18 protein-coding genes are annotated in these 20,060 nt (G+C 41.4%); 3 read left to right on the forward strand and 15 right to left on the reverse strand.

The window, feature by feature from the left end; translation table 11 throughout:
• Positions 1-67 precede the first annotated feature (67 nt).
• Both J3P43_RS18300 and J3P43_RS18305 read left to right on the forward strand, forming a co-directional pair.
• Positions 68-2,071 carry an LruC domain-containing protein gene (locus J3P43_RS18300; RefSeq protein WP_255905161.1) on the forward strand — a complete coding sequence of 668 codons (2,004 nt, stop codon included), beginning with the start codon at positions 68-70 and terminating at the stop codon, positions 2,069-2,071.
• Between the two features lie 193 nt (positions 2,072-2,264).
• The gene (locus J3P43_RS18305; RefSeq protein ID WP_255905163.1) at positions 2,265-4,262 is read left to right on the forward strand and encodes an LruC domain-containing protein; all 1,998 of its coding nucleotides are present in this window, start codon (positions 2,265-2,267) and stop codon (positions 4,260-4,262) included.
• Between the two features lie 29 nt (positions 4,263-4,291).
• Here J3P43_RS18305 and J3P43_RS18310 read toward each other — a convergent pair whose 3' ends face one another.
• The 9 genes from J3P43_RS18310 to rpsT all read right to left on the reverse strand — a co-directional run bounded on the left by J3P43_RS18310 (position 4,292) and on the right by rpsT (position 12,840).
• Positions 4,292-5,635 (reverse strand): GH1 family beta-glucosidase, encoded by a 1,344-nt coding sequence (locus tag J3P43_RS18310; RefSeq protein ID WP_255905521.1) that lies wholly within the window; start codon positions 5,633-5,635, stop codon positions 4,292-4,294.
• 263 nt (positions 5,636-5,898) lie between these two features.
• Positions 5,899-6,144 carry a hypothetical protein gene (locus J3P43_RS18315; RefSeq protein WP_255905165.1) on the reverse strand — a complete coding sequence of 82 codons (246 nt, stop codon included), beginning with the start codon at positions 6,142-6,144 and terminating at the stop codon, positions 5,899-5,901.
• A gap of 49 nt (positions 6,145-6,193) precedes the next feature.
• A complete protein-coding gene (locus J3P43_RS18320) occupies positions 6,194-6,703 on the reverse strand; it encodes a DUF962 domain-containing protein (RefSeq protein WP_255905167.1) in 510 nt (169 codons plus the stop codon).
• Positions 6,704-6,822: 119 nt separating this feature from the next.
• On the reverse strand, positions 6,823-8,376 hold the full coding sequence (rny, locus tag J3P43_RS18325) for a ribonuclease Y (RefSeq protein ID WP_255905169.1): 1,554 nt from the start codon (positions 8,374-8,376) through the stop codon (positions 6,823-6,825).
• A gap of 205 nt (positions 8,377-8,581) precedes the next feature.
• The gene (locus J3P43_RS18330) at positions 8,582-8,872 is read right to left on the reverse strand and encodes a cell division protein ZapA (protein ID WP_255905171.1); all 291 of its coding nucleotides are present in this window, start codon (positions 8,870-8,872) and stop codon (positions 8,582-8,584) included.
• Positions 8,873-8,895: 23 nt separating this feature from the next.
• Complete coding sequence (locus J3P43_RS18335; protein ID WP_255905173.1) at positions 8,896-9,204, reverse strand: coiled-coil domain-containing protein; 309 nt, start codon at positions 9,202-9,204, stop codon at positions 8,896-8,898.
• 68 nt (positions 9,205-9,272) lie between these two features.
• Complete coding sequence (gene pheT, locus J3P43_RS18340) at positions 9,273-11,672, reverse strand: phenylalanine--tRNA ligase subunit beta (protein WP_255905175.1); 2,400 nt, start codon at positions 11,670-11,672, stop codon at positions 9,273-9,275.
• A gap of 134 nt (positions 11,673-11,806) precedes the next feature.
• Positions 11,807-12,505, reverse strand: coding sequence for a RadC family protein (gene radC / locus J3P43_RS18345; RefSeq protein WP_255905177.1), 699 nt, complete (start codon positions 12,503-12,505; stop codon positions 11,807-11,809).
• Between the two features lie 80 nt (positions 12,506-12,585).
• Complete coding sequence (rpsT, locus tag J3P43_RS18350) at positions 12,586-12,840, reverse strand: 30S ribosomal protein S20 (protein ID WP_255905179.1); 255 nt, start codon at positions 12,838-12,840, stop codon at positions 12,586-12,588.
• Positions 12,841-12,975: 135 nt separating this feature from the next.
• On the opposite strand from rpsT, the gene J3P43_RS18355 reads away from it, so the two are divergent.
• Positions 12,976-13,944, forward strand: coding sequence for a zinc dependent phospholipase C family protein (locus J3P43_RS18355; RefSeq protein WP_255905181.1), 969 nt, complete (start codon positions 12,976-12,978; stop codon positions 13,942-13,944).
• On the opposite strand, the gene J3P43_RS18360 is transcribed toward J3P43_RS18355, so the two are convergent.
• The 6 genes from J3P43_RS18360 to J3P43_RS18385 all read right to left on the reverse strand — a co-directional run bounded on the left by J3P43_RS18360 (position 13,941) and on the right by J3P43_RS18385 (position 19,986).
• Positions 13,941-14,588: a DedA family protein gene (locus J3P43_RS18360; protein ID WP_255905183.1), complete on the reverse strand. Its 648-nt coding sequence runs from the start codon at positions 14,586-14,588 to the stop codon at positions 13,941-13,943. The genes J3P43_RS18355 and J3P43_RS18360 overlap by 4 nt on opposite strands.
• A gap of 115 nt (positions 14,589-14,703) precedes the next feature.
• Complete coding sequence (locus J3P43_RS18365) at positions 14,704-15,381, reverse strand: DUF4397 domain-containing protein (RefSeq protein WP_255905185.1); 678 nt, start codon at positions 15,379-15,381, stop codon at positions 14,704-14,706.
• Positions 15,382-15,493: 112 nt separating this feature from the next.
• The gene (dnaN, locus tag J3P43_RS18370) at positions 15,494-16,618 is read right to left on the reverse strand and encodes a DNA polymerase III subunit beta (protein WP_255905188.1); all 1,125 of its coding nucleotides are present in this window, start codon (positions 16,616-16,618) and stop codon (positions 15,494-15,496) included.
• Positions 16,619-16,774: 156 nt separating this feature from the next.
• Positions 16,775-18,469 carry a gliding motility-associated ABC transporter substrate-binding protein GldG gene (gldG, locus tag J3P43_RS18375; RefSeq protein ID WP_255905191.1) on the reverse strand — a complete coding sequence of 565 codons (1,695 nt, stop codon included), beginning with the start codon at positions 18,467-18,469 and terminating at the stop codon, positions 16,775-16,777.
• On the reverse strand, positions 18,463-19,191 hold the full coding sequence (gldF, locus tag J3P43_RS18380) for a gliding motility-associated ABC transporter permease subunit GldF (protein WP_255905193.1): 729 nt from the start codon (positions 19,189-19,191) through the stop codon (positions 18,463-18,465). The genes gldG and gldF overlap by 7 nt, the downstream gene beginning before the upstream one ends.
• A gap of 66 nt (positions 19,192-19,257) precedes the next feature.
• Positions 19,258-19,986 carry an ATP-binding cassette domain-containing protein gene (locus J3P43_RS18385; RefSeq protein WP_255905195.1) on the reverse strand — a complete coding sequence of 243 codons (729 nt, stop codon included), beginning with the start codon at positions 19,984-19,986 and terminating at the stop codon, positions 19,258-19,260.
• Positions 19,987-20,060: the final 74 nt, after the last annotated feature.

The following is a 20,060-nucleotide window of genomic DNA, read 5'->3' on the forward strand; positions in this document are numbered from 1 at the left end:
TAGCAAGGATTTTGAGCGGAAAATCGTAAAATGTCCGATTATTGTTTATTATAAGAAAACGATAAAGATGAAGCACTGTTTCTACGCGATTTTAGCACTCTCCCTTATAATTTTTGCCTGCCAAAAACAGCCGGACACACCACCAAAAGACGGGAATAAAATTGCGCCTGATGGCTTCAACTTCGAAACGTCAAGAAAGGTAGCCGTAAACATTAAACTCCTTTCAAATATTAATGAGCCACTTAAAGGAATCATTATTGATGTTAATTCAATCAGCGGCGAAACTCTTCTACGAGGAGCTAGCGATGAAACCGGTACTTTTACAGGAACTGTTAACATTCCTTCTTATATCGACACCCTTCTTATCCGGCCAGGAAATCCCGGTTTAAACCAGGACATTCAAGTATTGATACGCAACAATGCTGTAACTTGCGTTATAGGGGGCGACAAAGGGGTAACAGGAGACATCGTGAAAGCTCCGTCAAGCCCACAAACGTTCGGCGGTAAAAACATGAAGGCTTTCTCCGGGAATTCAATATTCGCAAATACAACATATACATACATGGGCTCTTACGATGTTAATGGCCGTCCGGTAAGCTACCTTGACCAGGTGAAAGGAACCGTTAGTGCAGACCTGCTGGCCTATCTGGGAGAATCATTGCCAGATCAGCAAAATGTAAACAACCATCACCCTCAATATCTTACCGACAACGCAACAGAACATCTTAATATCACTAAAACCTCAGATGTATGGGTAACATTTGTGTCTGAAGGCGGAGGGAATAAAAATGCTATAGGTTATTATACCTATCTGACCAATAACCCTCCAAATGTTGTCAATAAAATTGATGAGGTAAAGTTTATTTTCCCCAATGCATCAGCTGTTAGTTCGGGAGGAAATATGCAGTCGGGAGATCGAGTAAAGATCGGAAGGTTTGATAGCGGAACTTCTATTGGTTTCGTATTAGTTCAAAACGGATGGAGACAAAATCTTAATACAGTTAACTCGAGCGCTCTCAAGTTCTATTCAGACTCGAAATTTAACCCGGAAAACTCGAACGAGCTTAAAACACATACCGTTTTATTAAACTTTGCGAAAGAGAATCTGTTCGTGATTGGTTTTGAAGATTTAAAAAGGGACCTGACAGGTACAGACCATGACTTTAATGATGTGGTTCTATACGCCACATCTGCACCGGTAGACGCAATATCAACAGTGGGAGTACAAGGAATTGTGCCTCCAAAAGATACCGACGCGGATGGGGTTTGGGATGTATATGACAAATTTCCAAATGACGGAACGAAGGCTTATGTGAGCTACTTTCCTTCGGAAAACAGCCAGGGAACATTAGTCTTTGAAGATAATTGGCCCAGCAAGGGTGATTATGACATGAATGATCTTGTAGTAAAATACAGATACACCTATATAAGCAACGCCAGCAACAAAGTAGTGGAGATGACCGCGGACTTTCGGGCAGTATCTGCCTGGGCCACGAATAAAAACGGCATGGGCGTACAATTACCATTCGCAGCAAGTTTGATTAGCAGCGTAAGCGGCCACAAAATTACTGACCACTACATTACATTAAACCCCAATGGCACAGAAGCTGGCCAATCAAAAGCGGTGCTAATTCCGTTCGATGATCATACAAACTTGTTATCAGGCCCAAACCAGGTCGTAGATACTGTATCTCTGGTAGTTAAATTTGCATCGCCGGTTGATTTGTCCGCAGTTGGTACAGGACCATATAATCCGTTTCTCATTTGCAACAAACTCAGAGGAATAGAAGCGCATCTTCCGGGCCATCCACCTACGGACTTAGCCGACTTATCGCGGTTTGGATCCGAACATGACCGGAGTAATGTGTCTATAAATAAATATTACATCTCTGACGAGAATTGGCCCTGGGCTCTTAACTTCACTGAGCATTTCAGCTTTCCAAAAGAAGGGAATGCCATTAATACCGCCTATCTACATTTTGGTGAATGGGCAAGTTCGGGTGGGACTATGTTTACCGATTGGTATAAGAATACAGCGCCCGGCTATCGCGACCCGCTGAAGATTCATTAAATTGAATAAGAAATATCAAGGAGAGCGACGAGCTCTCTTTGATATAACAGCGCAATAAATTCCCCGAACAACAAATATCCACCCCACTTCCGTCTTGACAATCATCCTCGATAGGCTATAGAACGTATTCTTGCGCCAATTAGAAGATAAGCACAATTATTGCATGATATTTTAATAATTCAAAACAATTTCAATGAAATTTGGTTCATCCTTCCTTCTTGCTCTCTTTTTTGCTTTTTTCTTCGTTAGTTGCCATAAGGACGACACTAGTCCTGGTAATTTTTTAGGCGATAAAATTGCTCCGGACGGATTTAACTTCTCTACATCTAAATCAGTTGATGTAAGCGTAAGGCTGCTTTCAAACTTGGATGAACCCGTTAAACGAAGCATGGTAAACATTAACTCGAGCCTTTCTGGAGAAACTTTATTAAGAGGTTTGACGGACGATAATGGCTATTTTAAAGCCTCTGTAAATATTCCTGCGTATATGGAAACACTAACTATCAATCCGCAAAATCCGGGTTTAAGTCAAAATATACAGGGACTCATTAAGGGCAATGCACTTACTTGTGTAATCGGTGGTAAATCTGGTCTTTCAGGCGATGTAATTAAATCTAACTCACTATACGGAAAAAGCTTTTTAAACAGGAGCAGCAGAACACTGTCTACTACCTATCCATACATGGGCACATTAGATGGCACGGGCAGGCCTTTAAGCTATCTTGAAGACCAACCAGGTACAGTGAGTGCCAACCTGTTAAGCTACCTTGCTGCAGCGCTACCAAACCAACAGGATATACGTGTTCACCACCCCCAATATGTGTCGGATAATGCAACAGAACACCTTAATATCGTTCAGCTTTCTGATGTTTGGATAACATTTGTAGCCGAAGGTGCCGGAAATTTAAACAGCATTGGCTTCTATACCTATCCAACAAACGCCCCGCCCACGACAGTGAATGATATTGGTGAAGTGAAACTACTATTTCCAAATGCTTCAGCTGCAGGCACAGGGGGCTCGATGGTATCTGGAGACAAGGTTCACATTGGAAGGTATTCAGAGGGAACCTCGATTGGTTTCGTGCTATTTAGTTTTGGATGGCAGGGAGGAAACATAGTACATGTGAATAATCCTAAATTTTATTCAGACTCGAAATTTAATCCGGAACCTTCATCTTCTTTGCAAAGCCACACGGTTTTATTGAACTATCCGTTGGAGAACCAGTATGTTATTGGCTTCGAAGATTTAAACAGAACCGATCCAAGTTGTGATCACGACTTTAACGATGTAATCCTGTATGCAACATCAAATCCGGTAACCGGCATTTCTACAAGTGGCGTTCCTACAATGGGGCCGGCTACAGATACAGACGGCGACGGAGTATACGACAACAATGATGAATTTCCAGAAGATCCTGCGAGAGCGTATACATCATATTACCCCTCAAAAAACACCATGGGAACATTAGCTTTTGAGGACAACTGGCCCGCCAAAGGCGACTATGACATGAATGATCTGGTTGTAAAATATCGTTATAAATACATTAACAACGGAAACAACAGGGTGGTTGCAATGGGCGGAGACTTTGTTGTAGATAACGCATTTGCATCATATACCAATGGATTTGGTGTTGAACTTCCGTTCTCGTCCAACCTGATAAGCACTGTAACCGGCCAGAGACGTACTGTGAATTACAGCCCTCTGAATTCAAATGGAACAGAATCAGGCCAGACAAACGCAGTAATAATTCCTTTTGAAAACCACAAGACATTGCTGGCAGCAGAGTCAAATGGAGTTAAAGATACTGTGCATGTTAATGTGAGTTTTGTCACCCCACAAGTAATTTCCGTTCTTTACGGTGCACCATATAATCCGTTTTTAATTGGCAACCTAAATCGTGGCGCAGAGGTACATTTACCTGGAAAACAACCCACTAGCCGGGCAAATCTAAGCTTATTTGGCACTATGCATGATAATTCTATACCTGCGAATAATAAATACTATCTGTCAGCGGAAAACTGGCCATGGGCATTGAATTTCACTGAGACATTTGAGTATCCAAAAGAAGGTGCTGCGATTAACGATACATATTTGCATTTCGGAGATTGGGCCACTTCCGGCGGAGCGGTGTTCACCGATTGGTATAGTAATACATCTTCCGGTTATCGCACCCCAGCAAAGATACACTGATAGTAATTCAAGGAAAGGCCTGATAAAAATCAGGCCTTTCTCGTCAAGAACTCTTTATACCACTTTCCGGAATCTTTGACAATTCGTCTTTGTGTATCAAAGTCCACATATATTAATCCAAAACGTGGGTGATATCCTTCAGCCCATTCAAAATTATCAGTCAATGTCCATACAAAATACCCGTCAACCTTGCAACCTTCCTTTTTTGCCCGCAAAATGCTTTGAAGATTATCTTTCAAATAACTAATTCTTTGCTCGTCTGCTACCTCGCCATTGACAACTATATCCGGAAAGGCCGCACCGTTTTCTGTGATGATAATCTTCCTGATCTGAGGATAAGCATCGAATTTTTTGATAACGTGATACATAGCCTGCGGGTATACTTCCCATTTCATATCGGTGAGCGGAACATTCCTTTTTTCCGCTTTTACCAGACTGGCGCCCAGATAGGGGGTAAAAAACGAGGCCTTAACTATTTCTCTCGTATAATTTTGAAAACCTATAAAATCGAAATCGAATGCCATGTCGGCTTCATCATTCCCCTTTATATATTTATCCAATTTTCTCAAAACCTTTAAATCGTTTTGCGGATACCCCATTCCGAGGATGGGCTCAAGAAAGGTGCGATTAAGTAGCGTGTCCACACGATTTACCGCCAGAAGATTTCTTTCAGTAACCGCCTGAGGCTCTATATGGGTACAGGAAAAAGTCGTTCCGAGGTTTGCATGGGGTATGATAGCTTTCAATTGTCTCGCGGCGGAAGATGTTGCCAGCGTCACATGGTGAATTGCCGGAAGAAAATTTCTCAAGCCTGATCTGCCCGGAGCATGAATTCCCAAAAAATAACCTGCGCCGGTGAAAACCGATGGCTCATTCATTACCATCCAATTATTTACTCTATCTCCAAAGTTTTTTGCACAGAGTTCAGTATAATCGGAGAACCAACCGATGATATCCCGATTTGTCCACCCGCCCCGCAGCTCGAGAGCCTGAGGTAAATCCCAGTGATACAAGGTTAGCCAAGGGGTAATTCCGCATTCGAGCGAATAATCGATTATCCTGTTATAATAATCGATTCCGTTCTGATTAACCGCCCCTTGTCCGTTAGGTATAATGCGCGACCAGCTGATAGAAAAGCGAAAGTTGGGAATATTTAAGTCTTTAATAAGACCGATATCGCCCTTAAAACAATTATAAAAGTCGCAGGCGGTGTTACCATGATGATTGTTACGAACTTTCCCCTTTTTTGAAGTAAATACGTCCCAGATAGACAAGCCTTTCCCATCAACATCGTGAGAGCCCTCTATTTGGTACGCCGCTGTTGAAACTCCCCATTCAAAATCAGATCCGAAATCCTCTCTATTCATTTGTATTGTTCAGAAGCCCTTCCGTCAATCAGCTTAATACCGATTGCACCGTAGGTTCTACTAAAATGGAATTAATTAATGAAGAAAAGAAGATCGCATGGCTTTTAAAAACAACCAATGCCTGAATGAAGTAAGAAACCTGCAAATATTTAGTATCATAATTTTTATTGATACTAAAGTATCTACCTGCTGTTAACTCAATATTCTTCCGATGTTATTTATATATTAAAGGAGTAGGGAGGACAAATTTATCTTTGTCCTCCCTATCATCAGGCATTCGCCCGTTTACTGGTATCGTTCACGAAGCGCTTCTCACTATCAGAGGTATAGGCGTCGTATACGTTCCAGGCCCAGAATAATATAGGAAATATTATGGTCCAGAATAAAAGAAAAGATATCGTTACTCCAAGAATGATTATCAATAAGCCTTTTACAACTTGTCCTTTAACTATCTGTCCTAAACCAGGTATCACCGCCGAAATAAGTGCGGGTATTATATGACTGTGCTTTTCCATAACAATAGATTTTCTATTGTTATATCAAATACACTGCCAGTATGAAGCCCTAACCTCGGAAACCCGCTTTTTTAAATACCAGATACATCAGGGCTATCGGATTGGTAAGAATGGATTTTATATATGCCGCAAACGATGGAATTTTAGCTTCTTTGCTAAAACCTATTAACTGAAATACTAATCCCACGAAAAATATACCCGCACAGACAATTCCCAACGAAGGCCAGTTGTGATTAGAATGCAGCTTTTCCAGTCCCACAATAGCAGCAGAGGAAGCAAAAATCATCAGCAAGATGCCATACGAAAGAACCGGCGACAATGTGTAGTAATAATAAATCGAAAAAGCAATCACGAAAGAGGCCCAATTTACAAATCCATTATATTTTCCAAGAAAGTCCAAATGAGGAAATGGGATCGCCCAGATCATTCCGAGTAACCCAAATGTGAGAAGAGGAATGTAGACCCATTGAAGCGTTTTATTGACTGGAGTCTGATGCATTCGATCGTGTTCAGCCATCACAGCGGCGATAGGTCTTTGTGAAGATTCTTTATTTGCCATAACGTGCAAAGATAGCCCTATATCTGACGAAACCTTAAAACTTCATCAAATAACAACCCACCCTATAAACAAAATGGGCACGAATATACACCCGTGCCCATCGGTATTTTAAATAAATTTTATTTTGCGTACGAAACAGATCGCGTTTCTCGTATTACCGTAACTTTAATCTGCCCTGGATAGGTCATTTCCGTCTGGATACGGTTGGAGATATCGGCCGCAAGAATTTCGGCCTGATCGTCAGTTACCCGCTCGCTTTCTACCACCACACGAAGTTCCCGTCCGGCTTGTATCGCAAATGTTTTTTCAACTCCCGGATATGAAAGTGCCAGTTCCTCGAGTTCTTTCAAACGTTTGATATAGCTTTCCACCACTTCACGACGTGCGCCCGGACGCGCGCCCGAAATGGCATCACATGCCTGGATGATTGGCGATATCATAGACGTCATTTCGATCTCGTCGTGGTGAGCTCCAATTGCATTACACACTTCAGGATGCTCCTTATATTTTTCGGCGAGCTGCATACCCAGAATAGCGTGCGGCAATTCAGGATTATCATCAGGCACCTTACCGATATCGTGTAATAAGCCAGCGCGTTTTGCAAGTTTAACATTAAGGCCCAACTCCGAAGCCATCGTGGCACAGAAATTCGCTACCTCACGCGAGTGTTGTAACAGGTTTTGACCATATGAAGAGCGGTAACGCATCCGCCCAACCATCCTGATTAGTTCAGGATGAAGTCCGTGTATTCCAAGATCAATTACGGTACGTTCGCCGATTTCTACAATCTCATCCTCAATCTGTTTCCGGGTTTTGGCTACAACTTCTTCAATTCGTGCTGGGTGAATACGTCCATCCGTTACCAAACGATGCAGTGCAAGACGGGCTATTTCTCTCCGTACGGGATCGAAACCTGATAATATAATTGCCTCCGGTGTATCATCAACAATAATTTCCACTCCTGTTGCCGCTTCTAAAGCGCGGATATTACGTCCCTCTCTACCAATCACACGGCCTTTTATCTCGTCACTTTCAATGTTAAAAATAGAAACAGTGTTTTCTATAGCCGCTTCCGTTGCAGTGCGCTGGATAGTTTGAATAACCACCTTTTTTGCCTCTTTACTAGCCGTTAATTTGGCTTCATCAACAATATCCTTAATCTGCATCATCGCTTTAGAACGCGCTTCCTCTTTCAAAGAATCAACCAGTTGATTTCGGGCATCATCTGCCGAGAGGCCGGCAATAGTTTCAAGCTGGCTAATGTGTTGATTTTTCAAAACATCTACTTCCTCCTGCTTTTTAACCGCAATCTCTGTTTGTCGTTCCAGGTTCTTACGCTGATTATCCAGCTCCTGTTCCTTCCTGTTAAGGTTTTCCAGCTTTTGATTCAGCGATTGTTCTTTCTGCTTAATAGAATTCTCACGCTGATTAATAGAATTATTTTTAGCGTTTATTTCCTGTTCGTGCTCACTTTTGAGTTGCAGGAATTTTTCTTTAGCTTCAAGAAGTTTGTTCTTCTTTAAGATTTCAGCATTATTCTCAGCATCTTTTAATATCTTTTTAACCTTGTTCTGTGCCGCAACTTCCTGGTTCTTCAATAACGACCGAAGCATGAAGCGTCCGATGCCGATACCTACTACCAGCCCTAATAAAATGTATCCAATTATCTCCATAGTGTTTTAATAAAAAAAACCGCAACTAAATATAAGCTTCATGTATTGTAAAACTTCATTGAGCACGATTGAGTCTTGAATCCTGATCAACTGAAAACAGGTGATCTATTCTCTCGACTTCGTAAATATTGAAGCGTTAAGTTTATTAATAGTGAAACTTAATTTAACTGCGGTTAAATCTTTGCCCTAATATAAAGAACGTAAATTACTTTGAAAAGAAATTGTCAAGCATCTGATCTAATTGATAAACCTTATCGGCCACTTCTGTATCTTCATCAACTCTCTTCTTTTCGGCTTTTAACGTAGCTGTTGCATAATGCAACACACACATTGACAATAAATCCTGTTTATCTCTTACCGCATAATTGTCCTGATACTCTTTTATACGGTCGTTTATAATCTTAGCTGCCCGCCTAATCACTTCTTCTTCTTCCATATTTACTCGTAAAGGGTAAACACGGTCAGCAATATTTATCTTAATGGAGATTTCTCCCATTTGGCTTTTAGTTTCACGTTATATCACTTTTTAAGCAATACAATGCACTTATCTATTTCACGCACAAAATCGCTAATTTTTTGCTTTATGTCAAGGGTTTTTTCATCACTGGTAATTTGCGTTACCGGAATACCCTCTAATGACCTTGCAAGCTTAAGCGCCTTTAACTTTTCTTCAAGCTCTGAGACTTTAGACTTCCCACTTTCCAGGTTGGATTGTAAGGTCTTATTCTCCCTTTTTAAGAGCTCATTTTCTTCTTGTAAAACTTCGCACAACTCAATAAGTCGTTGTGTTCTGTCGAGTACATTAGTTAATTGACCTGTTAGGGACATTGTTTTCTATTTTGAAGGTTGGATGAATTAAGATAATAGCTAATCCATTCATACCTCACCGCTACTTACTATTTCCTAACCTCGGCTCCAAGTTCTTTTTCGAAAATACCGATTAATTTAGTCATTACCGAATCAATCTGTTTATCTGTAAGAGTTTTTTCGTCATCCTGTAAAAGAAAGCTTAAAGCATACGATTTTTTACCTCCCGAAAGCTTTTCACCTTCATAAACATCAAAAAGGTTGACATCCTTTAATATAGCTTTTTCTGCTTTCAAAGCTAATGATTGCAATTGCTGAAAAGTCACATCCCTATCTATTAGTAAAGATAAATCTCTCCTAACCGACGGCGTTTTAGGAACATCCTTAAAGCTGATTTTATTTTTCCGGATAGCTTTTAGCACCAGATCCCAATTAAAGTCTGCATAAAATACCTCTCTATCAATGTCCAGCTTTTTTAATGCAGCTTTAGAAACCATACCGAAGGACACGAGCGATTGATCTCCTTTTTTATATTGATAACCCTGCTTAAAATCAGCGCTCTCGATAGCTTCCCCCATTAATCCTGAAATATTTAAACGTTTAACGATTGCATCAACTGCGCCTTTAAGGTTGTAAAACGTTACCTGAGAATTGGTATGATTCCATTGCTGACTCAGATTTCGGCCGGTCATGAATAAAGACAGGCGGAAGTTTTCATTATATCCTGAATCGGTTTTGAAATACACCTTGCCAAATTCATAAAGCTTTAAATCGGGGTTTTTACGATTTTGATTATACGCGATTGCTTCCAGTCCGGAATATAACAAGGTCTGGCGCATGGTATCCAAATCACTGCTCAGCGGATTTAAGATCCTCACCGCAGTTTCCGAATCCACATCATATAGCCCCTTAGTCAAAGAATTAGACAATATTTCTGAAAAACCATTTGCAGTAAGCATATCAGCAATTTGATTTTGTACCGCTTCTTTGTCTGGCTTAACTGAGGTATTTAAGGAAGCCCGGATCTGAGATGGTATAGCGATATTATTGTAACCATAGATTCGAAGAACTTCTTCAATAATATCAACCTCGCGAGTCACATCGACCTTGAATGAAGGAACCTCAAGAACTATCTTATCAACCTGATCGTCCTTTATTCGGATACCAAGTGCCTGAATAATTTCTTTTATCGTTTGCACGGGAATATCGGCTCCTATTAAACGGTTCACGTTTTTATAGGAAACAGAGACCTCGAACGGGGCAACCGGTATCGGATATAAATCTGAAATCTCAGATGATATCTCACCACCGGCAACTTCCTTAATTAATAAAGCAGCCCTTTTCAACGCAAAAACTGTCATCTCAGGATCGGTACCGCGTTCAAAGCGAAATGACGCATCGGTTTTTAAGCCATGGCGTTTTGATGTTTTACGAACTGCTACAGAATTAAAATAAGCACTTTCTAAAAATACGTTTGCTGTAGATTCATTTACGCCCGAAGTAATTCCGCCAAAAACGCCCGCTATACACATTGGAGCTTCGGTATTGCAGATCATTAAATCTTCCGCGGACAGCTTGCGTTCCACCTCGTCCAGCGTAATAAAAGTGGTTCCTTCTTCGCAATTCTTAACAACTACCTCGGCGCCTTCTATCTTATCGGCATCAAAGGCATGCAAAGGCTGTCCTAATTCATGCAACACATAATTTGTTACATCAACGATATTGTTCACAGTACGAACGCCGATAACTTTGAGCTTATCTTTCAACCAATCGGGCGATTCTTTAACCGTAACCCCGGTTATGGTTAATGATGAGTAACGCGGACAGGCCCTTTCATTTTCTATGCGAACGGGAATTTTGAGCTCATCATTATCTGCTTTAAAAGCTGAGACATCGGGTAAATTAACTTCAGATCTCAGATACGCAGCCAAATCGCGCGCAACGCCTAAATGCGACGCTGCATCTGCCCGGTTTGGTGTTAAGCCAATCTCAAACAGGTAGTCGTCGCTTATCTGAAAATATTTCCGGGCGGATGTACCTGTTAAAGCATCCTCGCTTAGAACCATAATACCCTCGTGAGAAGCCCCCAAGCCAATTTCATCTTCCGCACAAATCATTCCCTCAGAAACCTCGCCCCTGATCTTTGATTTATTGATTTTGAAAGGTTCGCCACTGGTGGGATAAACGGTTGCTCCTACAGTAGCCACTACCACCTTTTGACCCGCGGCTACATTTGAAGCACCGCAAACAACCTGCAGATCCTCTCCTGCCCCTACATCTACTTTTGTGATGCGTAACCTGTCGGCGTTGGGATGCTGAACACATTCTTTAACATAACCGATCACCAGGCCTTCCAGCCCGCCAGGGATTGTTTGTACCTTTTCGACGCTTTCCACCTCCAGCCCGATTGCTGTTAAAATTTGTGAAATCTCGTCAGTACTCAGCTCCGTATTTATAAACTGTCTTAGCCAGTTGTATGAGATCTTCATTTGAATTTGAATAATGAAGGGCAAAGATAGAAAAAAGGTGAAAGGAGAGAGGTAAAAGGAAAGACGAAAGGAAAAAGGTGAAAGCAGAAAGCTCAAAGTGTACTGGTTATTTAGAATCCTGTCTTTTTTCTCCACTACAACATTCCCTCATCGGCAAAGCTAAAATAAGACGAATTGGTAAAGATGACATGGTCGAGGACTGAAATATCAAGCAATTGCCCCGCATCTCTAAGTTTTCTGGTAAGATTGATATCTGCCTGGCTCGGCTTTAAATTACCGGAAGGATGGTTATGAGATAAGATAATGGAAGCTGCATGGTTTTCCAGAGCTGCCTGAAAAATGATCTTAGGATCGGCGATAGTACCTGCCTGCCCTCCCTTAGAAATTAGATGTTGCGATAGTACGTTATTGGCGCGATTTAGAAGCACAATCCAAAACTCTTCGTGATTTAAATCAGCGAGATAGCGTTTCATTAAATTAAAGATGTCCCTGCTGCAGGTTATTTGACTAACTTTTGCGGTCTCAGATTCTCTTCTGCGCCGCCCCAACTCCATGGCTGAGATAATTGAAATGGCTTTAGCCTCCCCTATTCCCCGAAACTTGGATAGTTCTTTAACAGACAGGCGTCCGAGTTTGTCAAGATCATTTTCAAAAGAGTGAAGAATACGCTTACTTAATTCAACGGCGGTTTCCTGCCTGCTTCCCGAACCAATCAAAATGGCGATAAGCTCCGCATCTGTAAGGCTTCTTCTGCCCTGGCTAAGTAATTTCTCGCGCGGGCGATCTTCTTCCGCCCAAGATTTGATTGTGATTTTGTCTTTATAGGTTTCCATACCTAAAACTATAAAAACCAAGGTATAAAACAAAAAAGGGGATACTTTTCAGTATCCCCTTTCCGTCCACGAAGGAAATCTTATTTTAAACCGTTAACAAACTTTGTCAGTTTAGACTTATTGTTAGAAGCTTTGTTTTTATGAATTACATTTTTCTTTGCAAGACGATCGAGCATAGAGATAACTTTGGTCAAAAGAGGAGATGCTTCTTCTCTTGAAGTGGTACCACGTAGTCTTTTAATTGCATTACGAGTAGTTTTCGCCTGGTAGCGATTACGTAAACGTTTAGCTGCATTTGCTCTGATTCTCTTTAACGCTGATTTATGATTTGCCATTTGTAAGCTTTTTATCCGTCTTATTTTAGGACTGCAAATATAAGGCGAACTATTTAATATTCAAATACAAATGCTAAAAATATTTCATTGGCGAAAAACTTCTTAATATCCTATCTTTCACCTGCCTAACATCCTATGACAAAAAAAATCACCACAACAGTTTGCCTCCTGGCAATTACCCTTCTTTGTTCGTCCTGGGGCTTCTTTGCTCACAAAAAGATTAACAGACTTGCGGTCTTTACACTCCCTCAGGACATGATAAAGTTTTATAAAGATAACATCTCGTATTTAACCGAACATGCAGTCGACGCGGACAAACGCAGGTACGCCGACTCGGCTGAAGCTGCACGACATTACCTCGACGCCGATCATTACGGCGAAAGACCTTTTGATAGTATCCCACAAAAGTGGCAGGATGCGGTGAAAAAATTCTCTGAAGATACCGTAAAAGCTTACGGCATTGTTCCATGGCAAATTCAGCGCAGTTATAATGCTTTAGTGAGAGCTTTTATAGAGAAAGATGCTGCCAAAGTTTTAAAATATTCCTCCGATCTTGGACACTATGTTTCTGATGCACATGTACCGCTTCACACCACCGAAAATTATAATGGGCAACTCTCGGGACAAACAGGCATTCACGGTTTCTGGGAAAGCCGCCTACCCGAGCTTTTTGCGCATGAGTACGACTTTTTTGTCGGGAAGGCCAAATACATCGAAAATCCCCTTAAGGAAGCATGGACTATTGTGAGCCGTGCTTACTCTTACAAAGATTCTGTTCTGGGTATAGAAGCAAGGCTTTCCCGAAGTTTTCCTTCAGACAGAAGGTATAGCTTTTCTGAACGAAACGGACGAGTTGTGAAAACCTATTCGGAGGAATATTCTGCCGCTTATCATCAAGCCATGAACGGAATGGTAGAACGCCAGATGCGCGCTTCTATACTAGCAACAGGATGCTTCTGGTACTCGGCCTGGATAGACGCAGGCCAACCTGATGTTCGGCGATTAAACGACCACAACCTGCAAGCCTACAAAGTCGAAACCGAGCAACAGGAAAAGCTTTTCGAACAAGGAAAAATTATAGGAAGAACCGAGGGCGATGATTAATCCCTTTTTTTTAATCTTTCTCTAAGAATTTCAATAACTGGTGGCAACAAAGACAGAATAATGATACCAAAAATCACATACGTAAAGTTCTGCTTAATCACAGGTAAACCTCCAAAAAAGTAGCCGATGAACAGAAAACTTGTTACCCAGAGTAAGCCTCCAATGACGTTATACGACGCAAATCTGGAATAGCTCATAGTACCCACACCAGCCACAAATGGCGCGAAAGTCCTGATTATAGGAATGAAACGGGCGTAAATTATAGTCTTTCCGCCGTGTTTCTCATAGAAATCCTGTGTTTTATCCAGATACTCTTTCTTTAAAAATCTGTACCGTCCGCTGAATGCTTTCGGACCAATGTAATCGCCGATGGTATAATTTACCCAGTCGCCTATTATTGCAGCTACTACCAGTAAGGCCCAGGTAAGCCAGATACTCAGATCACTTTCGGGTTTTGCTATAATTGCTCCCGCGGCGAAAAGCAAGGAATCACCCGGCAAAAAAGGAGTCACTACAAATCCGGTTTCGGCGAAGATGATGAGGAAAAGAATGAGATAGGTCCAGGTCTGGTATTCACTCACAATATCTACTAAATGCTGATCTATATGTAGGATGAAATCTACTAGAGTTTGTATAAGTTCCAAGCTGCGGTTGTTTTTAGGATGGCCAAAAATAGAAATACTTATGAATTAAATTGAATAGACAAAAAAAAGTCCGGTTAGTTTTAACCGGACATGCTTTGTGCTTTTGATTATACAATTAATTATTTGCTGCTATATGCAGACCAAGTACCGTGGTTCCGGAAAGATAAATGGTATAAATTTTTCCGGCTTCGATATTTGCCGTGGTAGTTGCGCTCAGATTTGCGTTAGCAGCCGAAGTCACCTTAAAAGTATGAGTGCCGGGCGCCACTGTCGCCACATTAGAGGTTGTGCTATATGCAACGTTACTGAATAATGTAGTGGTGTTGTCCATCATCAAACTTGCATTTGATGTAAGCGTACTCAGGTTGATAAAACGTACTTTCCCCTGATTGGACGAAGGCGATGAGTTATCATCGGTTGTAACTACCGAATTTTGGCCTGCAGTACCCGATCCGGTTACGTATATGGTGTATTGCTGACCTCTTTCCAGGTTGATCGATTGAGAACTCACCACTTGTGAGGTTCCGGTAAGTCGGGTTTGAATAGTTCGTTCGCCTGCTTTCGTTTCAAAGTAATTTGAAGATTCTGAATAGGCGATGGCAGAGGTATTAAGCTTTACATCGTCGGCAAACAGATCGACCGATCCGGTTGACTGAGACGAATGGATCACTCTGACGCTAGCTGTAGCGTTCATTTCAGGATTTTCGTGATCGCAGGAACTAAGTAAAAATGTAAGACTAAAAATAACTGCAACAGCAGCCATTAGTTTTTTAAGTTGTGCGTGTGTGTTCATAATTGAGATATTTAATAGAAATTAAATAGCGCAAAGCACCTAATCCGGTTCAAAAACCAGACCAAGCGCTTTCAATAAGATCTATTAAACTATTGTGTTAAATAACCTACACTTAGGCGTAGCTATTCAGCATCACAGGCATTACGAGCATTAACACATCTTCACGCTCGTCGTTGGTTTGAGGAAAAAGTAAACCTGCCCGATTTGGAGTACTCATCTCGATGGTAACTTCTTCACCGCTTAAATTATTTAGCATTTCAATCAGGAACTTGGCATTGAAACCTATTTCCATATCGTCACCTTCGTACTGACAGCTCAAACGCTCATGCGCTTCGTTAGAGAAGTCAATATCTTCAGAGGAAACATTCAGTTCACTTCCTGTTATTCTTAATCTTACTTGATGAGTGGTTTTATTTGCAAATATCACCACGCGGCGTAATGAATTTAAGAATAATGCCCGATCTAGCGTCAGTTTATTAGTGTTGTTCTGAGGGATAACAGCTTCATAATCCGGGTATCTTTCGTCGATCAACCGACAAATGAGGTTAATGTTTCCGAAACGAAAAAAGGCACTTGTAGAGTTATATTCTACTGAAACATTTACATCATCTGTAGGTAAAGATGATTTTAGTAAGGTTAAAGCCTTTTTTGGAAGAATAAACGAAGCAGAAGAGTCGGCTTTTGCATCCATCCTCCGATACCGAACCAATTTGTGGGCATCCGTAGAAACAAAAGTAAGATGCTGCGGAGTTAACTGGCAAAATACACCGGTCATTGCCGGGCGTAGTTCATCATTACTTACTGCAAAAATAGTTTTATTAATTGCCTCGGCTAAAACTGAAGCTGGGACATTTACTGAAGAGGCGTTTTCTACCACCGGGATCTTCGGAAAATCTTCACCGTTTTCTCCACTCAATTTGTACTTACCGTCGCCTGCACTTATTTCTATTGCAAATGTGGCATCATCAATAGTGAAAGCAATAGGCTGATCTGGCAGGGTTTTCAAGGTTTCCATCAAAATTTTGGAGGGTATAGCTATTTTCCCTTCTTCTTTTGATTCAACCGGCAAGGAGGTGGTCATGCTGGTCTGAAGATCGGTTGCCGATATCGTTAAAACGTTATCTTTTATCTCGAATAAAAAATTCTCCAGAATAGGCAACACCGTACTGCTGCTTGACGCCCCATTCACTGCCTGTAACTGCTTTAACAAAGTTGACGTCGAAACAATAAATCTCATATCTTATATATATTATCTTTTTAAACGGGAATCGAACAAATTTAAAGTTCCTGACGGCAGAAACCATCACCCATCAAAAATAGAAAAAGGTAGAAGATCCCGAAAAAGAAAATCCTAACATTCTAGGCGGAATGTTAATAAAACCAGCCTTTTGCATTATGCAGTAACAAGGCTTCCATATTTTCTTTTCCGGTAATAATGATAAATCAAGGCAAACACCGCAATAAGGCCTAAAGGACCTAATATATTGAACAACTGCCAGCTCAGTCTTTCATCTTTTACCCGGGCTTTGTCTAGCAATCTTATTTTGATTTCCTTGTTTCTCAGTTCGATGATTCCCGAATCGTCGGTTAAATAATCCGCAATATTCAGAAGAAAGTTTTTATTGCCAAACTGTTGCTGAGTATAGCGGTCAAAACCGAGCGGAAACGGCGATCCGTCCTGTGAGCTGATCTGACTTTTCAGGATGTCTCCATCGGCTATAATAACCATTTTTGCAGGCGCACTCTTCTCAGGAATTCTTTGCGGGCCGTCAATACCCGCAGGAACAGGTCGGCGGGAAAATACTGAAGGAAACGTCCCTTCCAATAAAACGCCTACAGGCTTTGGATTACTCCTAAAAGCTTCAATATCAGGCTCCTGCTCTACCATTTGCAAACTTATAATAGACGGCACCCGTAACAACCTATTAAACGGCGAAGTACTTAAAATGACCTGTGTTTTTACACCGGGGACAGCGATAGTATCAATGGTACTGGCAAACTCGCTTCGTATTCCATCCAAATTCTTCACCAAAGGATGTGTAGAAACGGGAACAAAAATGGGATAGAAAAGCCATGGCACCAATTGGATCTGCGCCTGCTGTCCAAGATTGCCCACATTCAGCGGGATTTGGGCACAACTCATATCGGCAACAAGGTTATAATTTATCCTCGCGCCGTATTTAAAAAGCATATCATCGAGATTTAGCTTTTTAGCGAAAGCAAGCTGTGAACCAGCACTTCTCAAGCTATCCAGCTCAGCGTTTACATTATCTACGGCCCAAAGAATACTTCCACCCTTCATCAGAAAATAATCGATCTTATACTTCTGAGTTTCTGTAAATTCTGTGTCCGGTTTCGGAATAACCAGCAGTTTAAGTTTATCGAGCCCCTCAAAGGTGATGGCATTAAGGTTGACCCTTCCGGCCTCGTAGCCAAACTGTAGCGAAGCCATTGCATCAGAAAGCTGAAGATCAGACAATTCACCATTTCCTTCGGTGAAACCTACCCGAGGCCTGCCCCCGCTGATAATTTTTCTTACAGCGCTGGTGAACGCGTATTCCAAGTTCTGAATAGAATTATTTAAGACATCCTCCGGTGAGGCACCCATTTTACTTTGGAACAGATTTACCGCCATTTGTCTACCCTGGTAAGTTATTAAAGCCCCCGGGAAAATTATCTTTTGAGTTCTGCCATCTTCTGTATCAACGGTTAAATTGGTGGGCTGCAATCCTTTCTCGACGAGGTCAACATAAGCTTGTTCCTGATCTTGCTGATTTCCGGAAGATGGGTTTACAAAGTGATAGCTTATGTTCTTATTGGAATAAGACCGGTAATCGGACAGAATATCCCGGGTCGCATTTCTCAGTCGTTTGAAACCTGCCGGAAAGTCGCCTTCAAGGTACACCGTGACCTGTAAGGGTTCTCTCAATTGCGACAAGGTCGATTTTGTGTTCTCAGAGAGAGTGTACCGCTTCTCGGCGGTAAAATCGAAGCGCTCGAAAACAAAGGATGATGCCACATTGACTAAGAACAGTGCCAACACAAACACGGCGAGGTAGGTCAGATCTGTCTTTTTCCGGTTTACCATTTTCTTCCTCCTAAAACCGTTTTGGTGACAACAAGAAAGGCCCCGATAAAGCTTAAGAAATAAACCAGATCGCGTGTATCCAGTACTCCCCTACTTACCGACTGATAATGTTCATTGATCCCCAGGGAAGCTATAAAAGAATCAATGGTTCTGAATGAAAGAAGTTGGCTTAAAGAATCGAATCCGATGAAGGTAAAAAAACATAAAAAAACACCTATTGCGAAGGCGATGATCTGGTTTTTTGTAACCGACGATGCAAAAAGACCGATTGCTACGAAAGCTCCGCCTAACAAGAATAAGCCTATATACGAACCAATAACAGCGCCGGTATCAATGTTACCTTCTGTAGCACCCAGCTTATAAACGGCATAGTAGTAAATTAAAGTTGGTAGCAGCGCCAGCAATACGATAAGTAAACATGCGAAATACTTTCCCCAAACAATTTGCCAGTCGGTTAAAGGACGTGTTGCAAGCAGTTCAAAAGTTCCGTCCTTCTGCTCTTCGGACAAGGTTCTCATGGTGAGCGCCGGAATCATAAACATAAAGATGTAAGGTGCGGTATTAAACAAGCCTTCCATCGTAGCATACCCGTAATCAAGGATGCTTGATTCAGGAAAAACCCATAAGAACAGACCCATAACCAGCAAAAAAACCCCGATAGTGATATAAGCTACTAAAGAGCTGAGGTATCCGTTAATTTCTTTTCTGAAGAGTGTAAACATAGAAAGAGTCTGGCTGCCGAAATTAAGACAAAAATCACTTAAACAAAAAACCCGCCAATAAATGCATTAATCCACGGAAAATCCGGCCGGGCTGGTGAGCGATATAAATATCTCTTCGAGAGAGTTTTTGCTATGTGATTCCTTTAAACCGGCCAAAGAGTCGTTCGCTACAATCTGACCTTTATTTATGATCACCACCTGTTCGCAGATGGCTTCTACCTCTTGCATAATGTGGGTGGAAAGAACAAGTGTTTTAGATTTGCCAAGTTCCTTTAACAAATTTCGTATTTCAACGAGTTGATTCGGGTCCAAACCTGATGTTGGTTCGTCTAAAATAAGAACTTTAGGATCGTGGATAATGGCTTGCGCTATCCCAACCCGTTGACGGTATCCTTTTGATAAAGCACCTATCTTTTTATGTTGCTCTACACCGAGGCCAGTAAGGTCGATTACTTCACTGATCCGCGCGGCTCTATTTGCTACCCCGTGCAGATTGGCCACAAATTCCATTGATTCTTTGACATACATGTCGAGATAAAGAGGATTATGCTCGGGTAAATAACCCAGGTTTCGTCTTACTTCTAGAGATTGACCGGTCACGTCAAACCCGGCAACGCTTGCCCGACCATGAGTTTGGGGAATGAAACCGGCCAGAATTTTCATAGTAGTTGACTTTCCGGCTCCGTTCGGACCAAGAAAACCTAATATCTTACCCGGTTCTGCATTAAAACTGATATTATCTATCGCCCGCTGCTGTCCGTAAACTTTTGTAAGTTGGTCTACTATTATACTCAAGGTTTAACAAAATTGAATGTCAGAAAATAGAAATACTTATTAAGGCAAATCAAGCTAATTAAAATGGCAATTCA

Source organism: Paradesertivirga mongoliensis (assembly GCF_024436395.1).
Lineage (GTDB): Bacteria > Bacteroidota > Bacteroidia > Sphingobacteriales > Sphingobacteriaceae > Paradesertivirga > Paradesertivirga mongoliensis.

Excerpts from the sequence above, each read along its gene's own strand:
- J3P43_RS18300 (WP_255905161.1), top strand. The coding sequence starts at position 68 with ATGAAGCACTGTTTCTACGCGATTTTAGCACTCTCCCTTATAATTTTT.
- J3P43_RS18305 (WP_255905163.1), top strand. The coding sequence starts at position 2,265 with ATGAAATTTGGTTCATCCTTCCTTCTTGCTCTCTTTTTTGCTTTTTTC.
- J3P43_RS18335 (WP_255905173.1), bottom strand. The coding sequence starts at position 9,204 with ATGTCCCTAACAGGTCAATTAACTAATGTACTCGACAGAACACAACGA.
- rpsT (WP_255905179.1), bottom strand. The coding sequence starts at position 12,840 with ATGGCAAATCATAAATCAGCGTTAAAGAGAATCAGAGCAAATGCAGCT.
- dnaN (WP_255905188.1), bottom strand. The coding sequence starts at position 16,618 with ATGAGATTTATTGTTTCGACGTCAACTTTGTTAAAGCAGTTACAGGCA.
- J3P43_RS18365 (WP_255905185.1), bottom strand. The coding sequence starts at position 15,381 with ATGAACACACACGCACAACTTAAAAAACTAATGGCTGCTGTTGCAGTT.
- pheT (WP_255905175.1), bottom strand. The coding sequence starts at position 11,672 with ATGAAGATCTCATACAACTGGCTAAGACAGTTTATAAATACGGAGCTG.
- J3P43_RS18330 (WP_255905171.1), bottom strand. The coding sequence starts at position 8,872 with ATGGGAGAAATCTCCATTAAGATAAATATTGCTGACCGTGTTTACCCT.
- gldG (WP_255905191.1), bottom strand. The coding sequence starts at position 18,469 with ATGGTAAACCGGAAAAAGACAGATCTGACCTACCTCGCCGTGTTTGTG.
- J3P43_RS18320 (WP_255905167.1), bottom strand. The coding sequence starts at position 6,703 with ATGGCAAATAAAGAATCTTCACAAAGACCTATCGCCGCTGTGATGGCT.
- J3P43_RS18355 (WP_255905181.1), top strand. The coding sequence starts at position 12,976 with ATGACAAAAAAAATCACCACAACAGTTTGCCTCCTGGCAATTACCCTT.
- gldF (WP_255905193.1), bottom strand. The coding sequence starts at position 19,191 with ATGTTTACACTCTTCAGAAAAGAAATTAACGGATACCTCAGCTCTTTA.
- radC (WP_255905177.1), bottom strand. The coding sequence starts at position 12,505 with ATGGAAACCTATAAAGACAAAATCACAATCAAATCTTGGGCGGAAGAA.
- rny (WP_255905169.1), bottom strand. The coding sequence starts at position 8,376 with ATGGAGATAATTGGATACATTTTATTAGGGCTGGTAGTAGGTATCGGC.
- J3P43_RS18315 (WP_255905165.1), bottom strand. The coding sequence starts at position 6,144 with ATGGAAAAGCACAGTCATATAATACCCGCACTTATTTCGGCGGTGATA.